The organism is Nonomuraea sp. NPDC050310 (genome assembly GCF_040655795.1).
In the GTDB taxonomy this organism is placed as follows: Bacteria; Actinomycetota; Actinomycetes; order Streptosporangiales; family Streptosporangiaceae; genus Nonomuraea.
Genome location: NZ_JBFAKP010000002.1, coordinates 621,447 through 635,790 on the forward strand (window position 1 = coordinate 621,447; position 14,344 = coordinate 635,790).

General features: G+C 69.9%; 13 protein-coding genes. 9 read left to right on the plus strand and 4 right to left on the minus strand.

All coding sequences use genetic code 11. The features are described from left to right. Position 1 precedes the first annotated feature (1 nt). Positions 2-1,522: an NADH-quinone oxidoreductase subunit N gene (locus AB0I67_RS09160; RefSeq protein WP_357920059.1), complete on the plus strand. Its 1,521-nt coding sequence runs from the start codon at positions 2-4 to the stop codon at positions 1,520-1,522. A 395-nt stretch (positions 1,523-1,917) separates the two neighbouring features. After that, positions 1,918-2,769 carry a zinc metalloprotease HtpX gene (gene htpX / locus AB0I67_RS09165; RefSeq protein ID WP_357920062.1) on the plus strand — a complete coding sequence of 284 codons (852 nt, stop codon included), beginning with the start codon at positions 1,918-1,920 and terminating at the stop codon, positions 2,767-2,769. Positions 2,770-3,180: 411 nt separating this feature from the next. Here htpX and AB0I67_RS09170 read toward each other — a convergent pair whose 3' ends face one another. Next, complete coding sequence (locus tag AB0I67_RS09170; protein WP_357920065.1) at positions 3,181-4,221, minus strand: hypothetical protein; 1,041 nt, start codon at positions 4,219-4,221, stop codon at positions 3,181-3,183. An 83-nt stretch (positions 4,222-4,304) separates the two neighbouring features. Beyond that, on the minus strand, positions 4,305-4,781 hold the full coding sequence (locus tag AB0I67_RS09175; RefSeq protein ID WP_357920068.1) for a MarR family transcriptional regulator: 477 nt from the start codon (positions 4,779-4,781) through the stop codon (positions 4,305-4,307). 18 nt (positions 4,782-4,799) lie between these two features. Between AB0I67_RS09175 and pip the strand changes: the two genes are divergently transcribed. Next, complete coding sequence (pip, locus tag AB0I67_RS09180) at positions 4,800-5,732, plus strand: prolyl aminopeptidase (protein WP_357920071.1); 933 nt, start codon at positions 4,800-4,802, stop codon at positions 5,730-5,732. A 101-nt stretch (positions 5,733-5,833) separates the two neighbouring features. Here the strand turns inward: pip and AB0I67_RS09185 are convergent, their stop codons facing one another. Beyond that, positions 5,834-6,841: a hypothetical protein gene (locus tag AB0I67_RS09185; protein WP_357920074.1), complete on the minus strand. Its 1,008-nt coding sequence runs from the start codon at positions 6,839-6,841 to the stop codon at positions 5,834-5,836. Positions 6,842-6,917: 76 nt separating this feature from the next. Here AB0I67_RS09185 and AB0I67_RS09190 point away from each other — a divergent pair, with 76 nt between their 5' ends. The 6 genes from AB0I67_RS09190 to AB0I67_RS09215 are packed head-to-tail and all read left to right on the plus strand — an operon-like array spanning position 6,918 to position 13,355. Then, a complete protein-coding gene (locus tag AB0I67_RS09190) occupies positions 6,918-8,399 on the plus strand; it encodes a hypothetical protein (protein WP_357920077.1) in 1,482 nt (493 codons plus the stop codon). Between the two features lie 32 nt (positions 8,400-8,431). Continuing rightward, positions 8,432-9,670, plus strand: coding sequence for an ABC transporter substrate-binding protein (locus AB0I67_RS09195; protein ID WP_357920080.1), 1,239 nt, complete (start codon positions 8,432-8,434; stop codon positions 9,668-9,670). 16 nt (positions 9,671-9,686) lie between these two features. Further along, positions 9,687-10,568, plus strand: coding sequence for a sugar ABC transporter permease (locus AB0I67_RS09200; protein ID WP_357920083.1), 882 nt, complete (start codon positions 9,687-9,689; stop codon positions 10,566-10,568). After that, positions 10,565-11,377: a carbohydrate ABC transporter permease gene (locus AB0I67_RS09205; protein WP_357920086.1), complete on the plus strand. Its 813-nt coding sequence runs from the start codon at positions 10,565-10,567 to the stop codon at positions 11,375-11,377. The genes AB0I67_RS09200 and AB0I67_RS09205 overlap by 4 nt, the downstream gene beginning before the upstream one ends. A 3-nt stretch (positions 11,378-11,380) precedes the next feature. Beyond that, positions 11,381-12,526 (plus strand): sn-glycerol-3-phosphate ABC transporter ATP-binding protein UgpC, encoded by a 1,146-nt coding sequence (gene ugpC / locus AB0I67_RS09210; RefSeq protein ID WP_357920089.1) that lies wholly within the window; start codon positions 11,381-11,383, stop codon positions 12,524-12,526. A 55-nt stretch (positions 12,527-12,581) separates the two neighbouring features. After that, positions 12,582-13,355: an SDR family oxidoreductase gene (locus tag AB0I67_RS09215; RefSeq protein ID WP_357920092.1), complete on the plus strand. Its 774-nt coding sequence runs from the start codon at positions 12,582-12,584 to the stop codon at positions 13,353-13,355. Between the two features lie 149 nt (positions 13,356-13,504). Here AB0I67_RS09215 and AB0I67_RS09220 read toward each other — a convergent pair whose 3' ends face one another. Then, positions 13,505-14,344, minus strand: a complete 840-nt coding sequence (locus tag AB0I67_RS09220) for a helix-turn-helix transcriptional regulator (RefSeq protein ID WP_357920095.1) — start codon at positions 14,342-14,344, stop codon at positions 13,505-13,507.

The window sequence follows — 14,344 nt, forward strand, 5'->3', positions numbered from 1 at the left end:
CATGATCCAGTCGATCGACTATTTCGCCATCGCGCCGCCGGTGGTTCTGGCGCTGGTGGCCGGGCTGGTGCTGGTGCTCGACGCCTTCCTTCCGGCGAGCCGGCGGGTGCGGGCGCTGCTGGCCGGGGTCACGCTGGCGGGGATTCTGGGTGCGGCGGGCTTCGTGCTCGCGCAGGCGTTCTCGGGCGGGACGCCGCTGTCGACGTTCTGCGTACCGAAGGACCTGGCTGCCTCGCAGAAGATCGCGGTGGCGAGTGCCGGTCCGGCTCCGTGCTCGTTCGTGGTCGATCAGTTCACGTTGATCTTCGCTGGGCTGGTGCTGGCGGCGGGTCTTGTGGTCGTCCTGCTGTCGATGACGGAGCTCGCCGAGGGACGGATCCCGGTGGGTGAGTGGTATTTCCTGTTGCTCTGCGCGCTGGTGGGCGCGGTCACGCTCCCGGCGTCGCGCGACCTGATCATGCTCCTGGTCGCCCTCGAGCTCGTCTCCCTGCCGGTCTTCGCCCTCACCGCGCTGCGCCGCTACGACGGGCGCGCCTCCGAAGCCGCGATCAAGCTCTTCCTCGTCTCCATCGTGTCGACTGCGGTGATGTTGTTCGGGATCTCCCTGCTGTACGGCATGAGCGGAACCGTCTACCTCACGCAGCTCGCCGCGGTCTTCGCCACCGGGCGTGATGCGCCGGTGATCACGGTGGGCGTGGTGCTCGTCGTGGCGGGCTTCGCGTTCAAGATCGCGGCAGTGCCGTTCCACGCGTGGGCCGCGGACGTCTATGAAGGGGCGCCGATCCCGGTGGCGGCGTTGCTGTCGGTGGTGTCCAAGGCTTCGGGGTTCGCCGGGTTGATCCTGGTCATGCTGACCGCGCTAAGCGCGCATGCCGCGACCTGGGCGCCGATCGTGGCGATCGTGTCCGCGCTCACCATGACCGTGGGCAACCTGCTCGCCATGCGGCAACGTTCGGCGGTGCGGTTGCTGGCGTGGTCGTCGGTGGCGCAGTCGGGGTACATCCTGGCGCCGCTTGCCGTACAGGAGGCTGGGGCGGTCAACGCGGCGGTGGCGTATCTGGTGATTTATGCGGCCATGAACCTGGGGGCCTTTGCGGTTGTCATGCTGGTCTCGCGTTATGCGGCCGGCAATTCGCTGGAGGACTATCGGGGGCTGGTCTTCCGGAGTCCGGTGGCGGCGTTGACCTTGGCGTTCAGCCTGATCTGTCTGGCGGGGTTGCCGCCTGGGCTGGCGGGGTTGTTCGCGAAGGTGGTGGTGTTCCGGGAGATCGTGCAGGGCGGGCTGGGGTGGCTTGCCGTCGTTATGGCGATCAACACGGTGATCGGGCTGTATTACTACGTGGTTTGGGCGGCGAAGCTGTTCACCCCGGCGGCGGCGGGTGAGGCTTTGGCTGGTGGCCGGTTTGGTGGGGGCTTGGCGGCTACCTGGGTGGCTGCGGGGTTGGCGGTTGTGGTGGCGGTGGCCTTTTCGGTTGCGCCGCAGCTTGTCTTGGATGCGGTGGTGGTTTCGGCTTCCGGGTGAGCCTTTTGGGTGGGTTGGCCTTGTGGGCTTCCGGAGACCGTGGCTCTGAGGCTTGGCGGGGCGGATTTGAGGGCTGCCGTGGTGGGCCCGGCTATCCGTCGTGGGTCGCGGGCAGCGAAAGGGTGCGGCAGCGGGGGCGCGGGCCACTCCAGGGTCCGGGGCCGCATGAGGGGCATGGACTACATGAGGGTGACGGGCCGCATAGGGGCGTGAGGGGTGCGGGGGCGGGCTTGGTGGGTGGTTGGTGGAGGAAGGGGGAGTAATCGGGTGAACGCGCTCTGCGGTCGGGTGGGGGTGGGCGGGGAACGCTGACCAGGGGTTGGTCGTTGGAGTGGAGGAAGGCAGGCTCCTTGCGGGCGGGACCGTGGGCCCGGCCAAGATCAGCGGAGGGTACCTTGCACCACAACGGTCTGCGCACGGCGGTCCTGCTGGGGACCATGTCCGCGCTGACTCTTGCGGTGGGGGCCTGGCTCGGCGGCAGTGTCGGACTGCAGATCGCGTTCGTGCTGGCGTTGGTGGGGAACGGGGTCGCGTACTTCTTCTCGGATCGGATCGCGCTGTCGGCGCTGCGGGCTCGGCCGGTGAGTGAGGTTGAGCAGCCGACGTTGTACCGGATCGTCAGGGAGCTCTCGACCGAGGCGCGGCGGCCGATGCCGCGGTTGTACATCTCGCCTACCGCTCAGCCCAATGCTTTTGCCACCGGGCGGAATCCGCGGAGTGCGGTGGTTTGTGTGACGTACGGGCTGACGCAGTTGCTGGATGAGCGGGAACTGCGTGGGGTGGTGGCTCATGAGTTGTCCCATGTGTATAACCGGGACATCTTGCTGTCGTCGGTGGCCGGGGCGTTGGCGACGATGATCACTTGGGCCAGCTATGTCGCGGTGTTCTTCGGTGGGTCTGATGACGATGAGGGGCCTGGGTTTCTCGGGGCGTTGTTGATGATGGTCCTTGGGCCGGTGGCGGCGACGATGATCCAGATGGCTATTGCTCGGTCGCGGGAGTTTCATGCTGATGAGTCGGCGGCTCGGTTGACGGGGGAGCCGTTGGCGTTGGCTTCGGCGTTGCGGAAGATCGAGATGGGGGCTCGGCGGGTGCCGTTGCCGGAGAACAGCCGGTTGACTTCGGCTTCGCACTTGATGATCGCCAACCCGTTCAGTGGGTCGGGGGTTGGGCGGTTGTTCTCGACCCATCCGTCTACGGCGGAGCGGGTGGCTCGGTTGGAGCGGATGGCGGGGTATCGGCGCTGAGGTTGGCCGCTGTGTGGCGGTCTGTGCGGTGTCGGCTGCACCGCTCAACCGGCGAGCTGCGCCGCACCGCCGCCCGGCGCCGCACCGTCCGGCGCCGCACCGCCTAGCCGCCCACCCATCCGGTGCCACACCATCCGGCCGCACCGCTCGGCCGCACCGCCTAGCCGCACTGGCTGGTCGCGCCGCCCAGTTGGCGAGCCGTACCGCCTAGCCGCCCACCGTCCGGCGCCGCGCCATCCGGCTGCACCGCCCGCCTGCACCGCCCGCCTGCACCGCCCGCCTGCACCGCCCGGCTGCACCGCCCGGACGCACCGCTTGGACGACCCGGCCGCAGGGCCCGGCCGTACTGTCCCGCCGTACCGGCTGGTCGCGTCGTTCGGCCGTGCCTCTCAGTCCACCTCCATGGCCCGGTTACTCGCCGGCGAGGTGGATGTCCCAGGTATGGGGGCTGATGGTGAAAGTGTCGAGCGTGCGGAGTTTGCCGGTGGTGGGGTTGAGGGAGCGGGTGACGTAGGAGCCGGGCTGCTTCAGGGTGAGCAGGGTGAGGTGGCCGGAGGGGGTCCAATCCAGACGGCGGGCTTCCTGGCCTCGGGGGAGGGTGAAGCGGAGCGGGCGGCGGTGCTCCATGGCGGTACGGGCGGCGTAGAAGCGGACGAAGTGGGTGCGGCCCTCGCGGGAGACGCCGGCGATGATGTCGCCGGTGGTACGGAGGGCGCTCCAGCCGACGACGGTGACGCCGCCGGAAGGGGGCGGGGCGCCGGGACGCCAGGCGGCGGTTTCTTCCATGTCGAGGATGACGCATAGGAGGGAGCCGTCCGGGGTGAAGCCCTGGACCTTGGCGTAGTCGGGCAGGGACCAGGTGGCGCCGGTGGCGGTCTCGATGACCGTGGTGGGCTGGGTGCCGAGGTCGGGGTCGACGACGAGGTAGCGGCCCTTGGGGGAGACGAGCAGGTCGAGGTGCGTCATCGACGGGCGCTTGCCTGCCGTACCAGGGATGAGGCGGACGGTCCGGGCGTTGAGGTCGCGTACGGCCAGGCGGCGGGTGGATTTGTGGAAGTAGGCGGCGAACTGTCCGTAGGGGTCGACGGCGATGGGGGCTCGGAGGCGGAGTTCGCGGCCGTTCTCGTCGAGGGCACGGACCTGGGCGTCGGGGAGGGGGAGGATGCCGCCGCCGCGTAGCCACAGGCGCCAGGGGGAGCAGATGTAGCGCTGGGGGCGTCCGCCGCAGCTGGTCAGGCCGGCGTATCGGGCGGTCAGGCGGGGGTTGGCGGCCGAACCGGCTGAACGGGCCGAATCAGCCCAACCGGCTGAACCAGCCCAACCGGCCGAACGGGCCGAATCAGCCCAACCGGCTGAACCAGCCCAACCGGCTGAGTCGGCCGGTTCGCGTGCCTGGGCGGGGGTGAGGGGTGTGCCGACTGCCAGCAGGAGGGCGAGTGCGGGCTTGAGCATGGTTGAAGGGTAGTCAGGACCGGCAGGCGGAGTGCGGTTGAAGCGTAATCAAGACCGGTAGGTGGAGAGCGGCTGAAGCGTAGTCAAGGCCGGTAGGCGGCGAGCGGCGGTGTGGCGAGCAGGCGGTCGTGGAAGGGGCGGCGGTCGAGGGCGGCCAGAGCGGCTTCGAGGAGGTCGGCCAGGGGGATGGGCAGTTCGGCGTCGAGGTCGCGCATGGCCAGGGCGGTGGCCTGCCATTCGGCCTCGATGAGCGGCAGCGCGGCCCGGCAGCGGTCGGTGAGGTGGACGATGCGCTGACGGGCGTCGGTGGGGCCGGGGTGGAGGTCGAGGTAGCCGGCACGGCGCATCTGCGAGACGGTCTGGCTGGCGGCGGAGTGGGTGACCGAGGCGGCGGCGGCGAGGTCGCGGATGGTCATGGGACCGGAGGTGACCAAGGCGCGGACGATGGGCGAGTAGCGGGGGCGGTAGTCGGGGAGTCCGAGGTCGGCGTAGATCTGGGCGATCGCGCCGTCGGTGCGTTCGTAGAGGGTGCGCATGAGGGTGCCGAAGCTCGGGGCCATGGAGATATATTAGCGCTTATGTATTCTGCCGTTGAGCCCTACGACCAGGGCATGCTGGAGGTCGGAGACGGGAACCGGGTGTACTGGGAGGTCAGCGGCAACCCGGACGGGAAGCCGGCGCTGATCGTGCACGGCGGGCCGGGAGGGGCGGCGTCGCCGAGCTGGCGCCGCTACCACGATCCCTCGGCGTACAAGATCGTGCTTTTCCACCAGCGCGGCTGCGGGAAGAGCACGCCGGACGCGGGGGAGCTCGGGACGGATCTGTCGGTCAACACCACGCAGCACCTGATCGCGGACATGGAACTGCTGCGCGAGCACCTCGGGATCGAGCGGTGGCAGCTCGTGGGGGCGTCGTGGGGCTCGACGTTGTCGCTGGCCTACGCCGAGCAGTACCCGGAGCGGGTGAGCGAGGTGATCCTCTTCGCGGTCACCGCGGGGCGGCGGCGGGAGATCGAGTGGATCACGCGGGACGTGGGGCGGATCTTCCCGCGGGAGTGGGAGCGGTTCCGCGACTTCGTGCCGGAGGGGGAGCGGGAGGGGAACCTGGCGGCGGCGTACGCGCGGTTGCTGGCGGATCCGGCGGTTCGGGAGCAGGCGGCGGTGGAGTGGTGTGCGTGGGAGGACACGCACGTCAGCCTCGACCCCCGGTTCGAGCCGAGCTCGCAGTTTCGGGACCCCGGGTTTCGGATGACCTTCGCGCGGCTGGTGACCCATTACTGGGGGAACGACTGTTTCCTGGAGGAGGAGGGGGTGCTGGTGCGGGAGGTCGGGCGGCTGGCGGGGGTGCCCGGGGTGCTCATCCATGGGCGGTATGACGTCAGCGGGCCGTTGGAGACGGCGTGGGAGCTGCACCGGGGGTGGCCGGGGAGCGAGCTGCACGTGGAGGACGAGGGGCATGGCGGGGCCGGAATGATCGAACTGGTGGTGGCGGCGACCGACAAATTCCGCTGAGTCGGCGAGTGGTGGCGGCCACCGACAAATTCCGCTGAACCGGCGAGTGGTGGCGGCCACCGATAAATCCGGTGAACACCGATAGCCGCCACCCGAAGCGACTAGTCGCCCGGCAGCCACCAAGTCCACAGCCCCCGCTTGAACTTGAACGAGTCCTGCCGCACCGCCGCCCCCGTGTCCGGGTTGACCCGCCGCTGGACGGCCGCCACCGGCGTGCCCTCCGCGTCGGTGCGGGAGGTCCACAGGGTGAGCCCGTCCCCCGACTCCCAGGTGATCCGGTTCGGGTACTCCGCTTCCGGCGGGTAGCTGAGCTTGACCGCGTCGGACACGGTGTCGGTCGACAGGTCGTAGGTCCGCAGCCGCGCCCGGCTGGTGGTCTCGGGCCCGGTGATGACCACCGCGACGGTCTTGCCGTCGTCGTTGAGCGCGACGGGCGCGTTGTTGCTGACGACCTGCGGCACGACGCGGCTCTCGACCTCCTGGCCGTCGGCGTCGTAGACCGCGAACTCGGTGGTGTTGTCCGCGGTGATCCGGGAGGTCAGCACGTAGGCGCCGTCCGGGCTGAAGCCCTGCATGACCTCGGTCCCGTTGATCCGGGTGACCTTGCTGGAGGTCAGGTCCACGACCACGGACTTGAGCTTGGACGCGGCGTCGAAGTAGTCGATGAACAGCTTGTCCCCGCTGTTGGAGAAGGCGAGGTCGAGGTCGTTCATGCCGAGGCCCTTGGGCAGCTTGGCCGTCGCGCCGGGCAGCGTCCGCACGCTCCCGCCGGCCAGGTCGCGCACGACGAGCTTGTTGTCGCTCTCGCGGAAGTAGCCGACGCTCGACCCGTCGCCGCTGATCGCGATCGGCGCGCTGGCCTCCTTGTCGGTCTTGCCGTCGGCGCCGCGCGGGTGGACCACGGCGTCCTTGAGGGCGACGTGCTTGCCGTTGCGCAGGGTGAGGGTCCAGTCCCCGCACGGGACGGTGTAGTCCTTCTTGGGGCAGCCGTCCAGCCAGGCGTACCGGGCCGGGGAGGCCGCCGTCCGCGCCTCAGCGGGCGCGGCGATCATGATGGAGGAGGCCGCCGCCGCGAGGGCCAGCGCCGCGTACCCGCGTGAGTTGATCATGTCTTGTCCTTCCGTGTCCTCTGGATAGATGCGCTGCCGAGGCCAAAGGTTGCGTCACGGTATGGACAATCGGATCATGCGTCGGTTAAGCAAGGCGGAACGGCTGTTGTGGCGGGCTTTCCCCTCCGGAGCCTGGGTCGAGTTCGAGCCGCGTCAGGCGCGGCCCCGCCGTACCGAAGAGGCCGGGCGGAACGCGCCGGCCGACGGCGGGTCGTGGGGGCCGGAGCGCACGGTACGCGCGGAGGTCCTGGCGTCGCTGCTGCTCGGCGCCCGGGAGGCCGAGGCCGGCGCGGTCGCGGCGGTCCGGCTGCGCGGCGCCCGCATCACCGGCACGCTGGACCTGCGCGGCGGCGACCTGAAGCACGAGGTGGAGCTGAACCGCTGCCACCTGGACGACGTGGTGATCATGACCGGCTCGACCAGCCGGACGGTCCGGCTGATCGACTGCCACCTGCCCGGCCTCACCGCCGGCGGATTGCGGGTGGCCGGCCACCTGAGCCTGTCCGGCTCGCACGTGACCGGTGCGGTACGGCTGTCGCGAGCCCAGTTCGAGGGCGGGTTGTGGCTGGCCGGCACCAAGATCGACGGCGATGGCGAGTGGGCGCTCTACGCCCCGACCGTGGTGGTCGATTCCGGGATGTTGCTGACGAACGCCGACCTGACCGGCGGCACCCGCCTGGTCGGCGCGCGGCTCAACGGCGGCCTGCTGCTGGACGGCGCCACGCTCCGCAATCCCGGCAAGGACGCCCTGATCGGCGACAACCTGGTCGTGGATGACGTGATGCGGCTCGGCGAAGGCTTCACCGCCTACGGCTGCGTGCGCGTGCGCGGCGCGCGGTTCAACGGCAGCCTGCTCGTCGCCGGGGCGCTGATCAGCCCGGACACCGAGTTCGCCCTGCACGCCGGGCACATCGAGGCGCGCGAGGTCTGGCTCGGCGCGCAGGCGAGCGTGGACGGCGTGGTGACCTTCGTGCACTCCACGGTCGGCGCGTTGCACGACGACCTGTGGCCCGACAAGCTCCGCCTCAACGGCCTGATCTACGAGCGGCTGCGCGGCAGCGGCGTCGCCCGGCGCGTCGAGTGGGTCGCGCGAGACCCCGACGGCTTCCGCCCGCAGCCCTACGAGCAACTGGCCGCGTGGTACCTGCGCGACGGCAACGGGGCTCTGGCCCGCCGTACCCAGCTCGCGAAGCTGCGCGCGCTGCGCCGCCACCGCGGCGGCCGCGGCCTGCGCCTGTTCTCACTGCTCCTGGACCTCACCGTGGGGTACGGCTACCGCCCCTGGATCGCCGCGTGGTGGTTCGCCGGCCTGCTCGCGCTGGGCGCGACGGTCTTCGGGCTCAACCCGCCCAGGCCGATCAAGCCCGAGGAGAGCCCGGAGTTCGAGCCGTTCGCCTACGCCTTCGACCTGCTGCTGCCGGTGTCGGTGTTCGGGCAGCGCGACCTCTTCGACCCGGCAGGGTGGACGCAAGGACTGGCCTACGGGATGATCATCATGGGCTGGGTGCTTGCCACGGCTTTGATCGCCGGTGCCACCCGTGTACTCCGCCCGGGGTGACCCTTTACCCGGCGTCGGGTACCTGACCAGGCATGTCCCGGATTCTGGCAGGAACACTGGCCCTGGTGCTCCTGCTGCCCGCGGCATGTGCCTCGGACGACGAGGGCGGCGTCCCGCGGATCAACTTCTACAACTCGCCCCAGCAGAACATCAAGGCGATCGCCGACCGCTGCACCAAGCTGGCCGACGGCCGCTACCGGATCGTCCTCAACATCCTGCCGCGTGACGCCGACGGCCAGCGCGAGCAGCTCGTGCGCCGGCTGGCCGCCGGTGACGACGGCCTCGACGTGCTCGGGGCGGACGTCACCTGGACCGCCGAGCTGGCGGAGGCCGGCTGGATCCGGGAGTGGACGGGCGAGAACGCGGCCAAGGCGCGGGCGGGCACGCTCCAGATGCCGCTGGACACGGCGATCTGGGACGGCAAGCTGTACGCCGCGCCGTACACGACCAACGTGCAACTCCTGTGGTACCGCTCCGACCTGGTGCCCGAGCCGCCGAAGACGTGGCAGGGGATCATGGACGAGGCCGCGCGCCTGGCCAAGGAGGGCAAGCCGCACTACGGCGAGGTGACCGGCGCGCAGTACGAGGGCCTGGTCGTCTGGTTCAACAGCATGGTCGCCTCCGAGGGCGGCAGCATCCTGGACCAGAGCGGGACGAAGGTGGAACTCGGGCCGCCCGCGCTGGCCGCGCTGCGCCTGATGCGGCAGTACGCGACGTCGAAGGCGGCCGACCCGTCGCTGTCGAACACGCACGAGGACGAGGCACGCCTGGCGGTCGAGGCGGGACGCGCCGCGTTCGAGGTGAACTGGCCGTTCGTCTACGCCTCGATGGCCGAGAACAAGCCCGACATGCTGCCGAACTTCCGGTGGGCGCCCTATCCGGGGGCCAACGGGCCGGGCCGCTCCCCGCTGGGCGGGGCGAACTTCGCGATCAGCTCCTACTCCAAGCACCCCGAGCTGGCCTTCGAGGCCGCGCTGTGCCTGCGGGACGCCGAGAGCCAGAAGATCGCCGCGACCAAGGACGGCCTGCCGCCGACCCTGGAAGCCGTCTACCAGGACCCGGCGATGCGCGAGCCGTACCCGATGAAGGACGCCATCCTCCAGGCGCTCAAGACGGCCGCGCCGCGGCCGAAGACGCCGACCTACCAGAACGTCTCGACGGTGATCTCGGCGGTGCTGTCGCCGCCGGGGGCGATCAACCCGGACGCCACGATGACGCGCCTGAAGGAGCAGATCCAGGACGCGCTGGAGAGCAAGGGAGTGCTGCCGTGAGCGAGGGAGAGCTCTCTTGGCCTTGAGCGAGGGCAAGCGGGACGAACGGCGGCTGGGCCTGTGGCTGAGCGCCCCCGCGGCACTGATCATGATCGCGGTGACCGGCTGGCCGATCATCTACTCCTTCATCCTGTCGCTGCAACGCGCCGACCTGCGCTTCCCTGACCAGCAGAAGTGGATCGGGCTGGAGAACTACGGCACGGTCCTGTCCAGCCCCTACTGGTGGAACGCGTTCTGGGTGACGCTGCTGATCACCGTGATCAGCGTGGCGCTGGAGCTGGTGCTGGGCATGGCGCTGGCCATCGCGATGTACCGCACGCTGGTCGGCCGCGGCCTGATCCGCACCGTGGTGCTGATCCCGTACGGCATCGTCACCGTCGCGGCGGCCTACGGCTGGAAGTACGCGTGGACGCCGGGCACCGGCTGGCTGGCCAACCTGCTCCCGGACGGTACGGCGCCGCTGACCGAGCAGTGGCCGGCGCTGGCGATCGTCATCGTCGCCGAGGTGTGGAAGACGACGCCCTTCATGGCGCTGCTGCTCATGGCCGGCCTCGCGGTGGTCCCCGAGGAACTGCTGCGCGCGGCGTCGATGGACGGCGCGACCACCTGGCAGCGCTTCACCCAGGTGACGCTGCCGCTGATGAAGCCGGCCATCCTGGTCGCGCTGCTGTTCAGGACGCTGGACGCGTTCCGCATCTTCGACAACATCTACGTGCTGACCAACGGCGCGAACAACACGAGCTCGGTGTCGATCATCGCGTATCACAACCTGATCGGCGGCCTGAACCTCGGCATCGGCTCGACGATGTCCGTGCTGATCCTCATCACCGTGGCGATCATCGCGTTCCTCTTCATCCGGATATTCGGCGCTTCGGCCCCGGGGAGTGACAGCCGATGAAGCTCAAGTGGGGCGTCGCCGATGTGTTCATCGTGCTGTACGCGCTGATCCCGGTGCTGTGGGTGGTCTCGCTGAGCTTCAAGGACCCCTCGACGATCACCGACGGCTCCTTCATCCCGCAGAAGTGGACGCTCGCCAACTACACCGGCATCTTCCAGAACGACGACTTCACCCGCGGCCTGGTCAACTCGATCGGCATCGGGCTGATCTCGACCTTCATCGCGATCGTCTTCGGCACGATGGCCGCCTACGCCATCGCCCGGCTGACCTTCCCGGGCAAGAAGCTGCTGGTCGGCTTCTCGCTGCTGATCGCGATGTTCCCGCAGATCTCGCTGGTCACCCCGCTGTTCCAGATCGAGCGCTCGCTGGGGCTGTTCAACACCTGGCCCGGCCTGATCCTGCCGTACATCACCTTCGCGCTGCCGCTGACGATCTACACGCTGGCCGCGTTCTTCCGCGAGATCCCCTGGGAGCTGGAGAAGGCCGCCAAGATGGACGGCGCGACGCCGTTCCAGGCGTTCTGGCAGGTCATCGTGCCGCTGGCGGCGCCGGGCATGGTCACCACGGCGATCCTGGCCTTCATCATGTGCTGGAACGACTTCCTCTTCGCCATCTCGCTGACCTCCTCCAACGCCGCGCGCACCGCCCCGGCGACCATCTCGTTCTTCACCGGCAGCTCCCAGTTCGAGGACCCGACCGGGTCCATCGCCGCGGCGGCCGTGATCATCACGATCCCCATCGTGATCTTCGTCTTGTTCTTCCAGCGCCGGATCGTGGCCGGGCTGACCTCGGGAGCCGTGAAGGGATGACGCGTGGCTGAGATCGTGCTCAACGGGGTGACCAAGCGGTATCCCGACGGCGCCCTGGCCGTCGACCACATCGACCTGCACATCGCCGACCGCGAGTTCATCATCCTGGTCGGGCCGTCCGGCTGCGGGAAGTCGACGACGCTCAACATGATCGCCGGGCTGGAGGACATCACCGAGGGCGAGCTGCTCATCGACGGCAAGCGGGTCAACGACCGGGCGCCGCGCGAGCGCGACATCGCGATGGTGTTCCAGTCGTACGCGCTCTACCCGCACATGACGGTCCGCGAGAACATCGCCTTCCCGCTCAAGCTGGCCAAGGTGGACAAGGCTGAGGCCGACCGCCGGGTCGAGCACGCGGCCGAGATGCTCGACCTGCAGCCCTACCTCGACAAGAAGCCCGGCAACCTGTCGGGCGGCCAGCGCCAGCGGGTGGCCATGGGCCGGGCGATCGTCCGCAGCCCCAAGGCCTTCCTCATGGACGAGCCGCTGTCCAACCTCGACGCCAAGCTGCGCGTGCAGATGCGCACCACGATCTCGCGGCTGCAGAAGAACCTCGGCACCACCACGGTCTACGTCACCCACGACCAGACCGAGGCCATGACCCTCGGCGACCGCATCGTGCTGATGCGCAAGGGCGTGGTGCAGCAGGTCGGCGCGCCGCAGGAGCTCTACGACCACCCGCGCAACCTCTTCGTCGCCGGCTTCATCGGCTCGCCGGCCATGAACTTCCTGCCCGCTCAGGTCACCACCGAAGGGCTCAAGACGATCGCCGGCACCTTCCCGGTCAGCGGTCGGATGCGCCGAGCGATGACCGAGCACGACGTGCCCAGCGAGGTCATCCTGGGCATCCGCCCCGAGGCGCTCGGCGAGGCGCCGATCGAGGGCGGCGGGCAGATCACCGAGGTCGTGGACATCGTCGAGTCCACCGGGGCGGAGAAGTACGCCTTCTTCTCGCTGCCCGAGGGCGGCGTCGCCTCCGAGCACCTGCGCGACACCTCGGCCTTCGACGCCGACGGCCACCCGCAGCTCGTCGCGCGGCTCAGCCCGCAGACCGAGGTGCACGAGGGGCAGCGGACGACGCTCTGGTTCGACTGCGAGGCCATCCACCTGTTCGACCCGGTCAGCGGGGCCAACCTCACCGAACTCTGAGCTTTTCGACCGTGCCCGGTGCTCCTGCCGGGCCCTTTCGCGGAAGGTCCCTCTCATGAGCGGCCACGAATCACTCGACGGCAAGGTCGTCGTCGTCAGCGGCGGCGCCCGCGGCCTGGGCGCGGCCTTCGCCGAACGCATCGTCGCCAGCGGCGGCCAGGTGGTCATCGGCGACCTGCTCGACGACGACGGCGAGGCCACCGCCGCCCGGCTCGGCCCGTCCGCCCGCTACGTCCACCTCGACGTCACCAAGCCGGCCGAGTGGGCGCGGGCGATCGAGCTCGCCGAGTCGGTGTACGGCAGGCTGACCGGCCTGGTCAACAACGCCGGCATCTCCACCGGGCAGTTCGTGGAGCGCGAGCCGCTCGACCACTTCGAGCTGGTGCTCAGGATCAACCTGGTCGGGACCTTCAACGGCCTCCAGGCCGCCATCGCACCCATGCGCGCCGCCGGCGGCGGGTCGATCGTCAACATCTCCTCGGCCGCCGGGCTCATGGGCCTCGCGCTCACCGCCGGGTACGGCGCGTCCAAGTGGGGCGTGCGCGGCCTGTCCAAGGTCGCCGCGATCGAGCTCGGAACCGACCGGATCCGCGTCAACTCCGTCCATCCCGGGATGACCTACACCCCGATGACCGCCGCCACCGGGATCCGCGCGGGCGAGGGCAACTACCCGAACACGCCGATGGGCCGGGTGGGTGAGGCCGAGGAGATCGCCGGGGCGGTCTGCTTCCTGCTCTCCGACGCGGCCTCCTACGTCACCGGCGCCGAGATCGCCGTCGACGGCGGCTGGACCGCGGGACCGACGGTGCGGTACGTCATGGGGGAGTAGGCCGTCAGGACGTGATGCGCACTCGTGTCTTTCCGCAGGTCTCGCACTGCTGGGTGACTACTCGGCCGATCCGTTCGATGATCACCCACCGGTGACGCAGGTGGAAACGGCGCACGCTGTCGGAGTACCCGCTGGGGTCGATCAATACGCTAGGTCGCCCTCTGATCACGTGCGGCCAGCGTCCGCAGCCGCCGCTCCGACTCCGACCCCGGCTCGGCGGCGAACAGGTCCATGCCCTGCAACTCCGGGTCCCCGGGCAGCGTGACGATCTCCGCCGACAGCCGCAGCTCGCCCACCACCGGGTGGTCGAGCACGTAGTCGCGATGCGTCGCCGCCGCCACCGCGTGCTCCTCCCACAGCCGCGCGAACTCCGGGCTCTCGGCCGCCAGCCCTCGGATGTGCTGCCGGATCTGCCGGTACTTCGGGTACCGCGCGGCCAGCAGCCGCAGTTGCGCCACGTGCTCGCGCGCCAGCCACTCCCACCGCTCGCCGTGCAGCCGCCGGATCCCCGGGTCGGTGAAGATCAGGTGCGCGATCGTCCGCCGCTCCTCCGGGATCGCCCCGAAGTCCCCGAACACCGCCGCGGCCAGCGTGTTCCAGGCCAACACGTTCGCGTGCCGGCCCAGCACGAACGCCGGGGTCAGCACCATCGAGTCGAGCAACCGCCGCAGCCCCGGCCTCACCGGCCCCTGCGTCACGTCCTGGCACCGGTGCGCCGGCCGTACCAGCGCGTGCAGGTAGCTCCGCTCATCCGCGCTCAGCCGCAGCGCGTCGGCGATCGCGTCCAGCACCTCGGCCGACACGTGCCGCCCGCGCCCCTGCTCCAGCCGCGTGTAGTGCGCCACGCTCACCCCGGCCAGCAGCGCCAGCTCCTCCCGTCGCAACCCGCGCACCCGCCGCGTGCCGTTGCTCCCGTACGGCAGGCCCTCCGGGCGGACCCTTGCGCGCCTGGACTTCAGGAACTCGCTCAGTTCGAGATCACGGTCCAT

Coding starts and splice junctions, on each gene's coding strand:
- AB0I67_RS09160 (WP_357920059.1), top strand. CDS start 2: ATGATCCAGTCGATCGACTATTTCGCCATCGCGCCGCCGGTGGTTCTG.
- AB0I67_RS09170 (WP_357920065.1), bottom strand. CDS start 4,221: ATGCTCAAGCCCGCACTCGCCCTCCTGCTGGCAGTCGGCACACCCCTC.
- AB0I67_RS09175 (WP_357920068.1), bottom strand. CDS start 4,781: ATGGCCCCGAGCTTCGGCACCCTCATGCGCACCCTCTACGAACGCACC.
- pip (WP_357920071.1), top strand. CDS start 4,800: ATGTATTCTGCCGTTGAGCCCTACGACCAGGGCATGCTGGAGGTCGGA.
- AB0I67_RS09185 (WP_357920074.1), bottom strand. CDS start 6,841: ATGATCAACTCACGCGGGTACGCGGCGCTGGCCCTCGCGGCGGCGGCC.
- AB0I67_RS09190 (WP_357920077.1), top strand. CDS start 6,918: ATGCGTCGGTTAAGCAAGGCGGAACGGCTGTTGTGGCGGGCTTTCCCC.
- AB0I67_RS09195 (WP_357920080.1), top strand. CDS start 8,432: ATGTCCCGGATTCTGGCAGGAACACTGGCCCTGGTGCTCCTGCTGCCC.
- AB0I67_RS09205 (WP_357920086.1), top strand. CDS start 10,565: ATGAAGCTCAAGTGGGGCGTCGCCGATGTGTTCATCGTGCTGTACGCG.
- AB0I67_RS09215 (WP_357920092.1), top strand. CDS start 12,582: ATGAGCGGCCACGAATCACTCGACGGCAAGGTCGTCGTCGTCAGCGGC.
- AB0I67_RS09220 (WP_357920095.1), bottom strand. CDS start 14,344: ATGGACCGTGATCTCGAACTGAGCGAGTTCCTGAAGTCCAGGCGCGCA.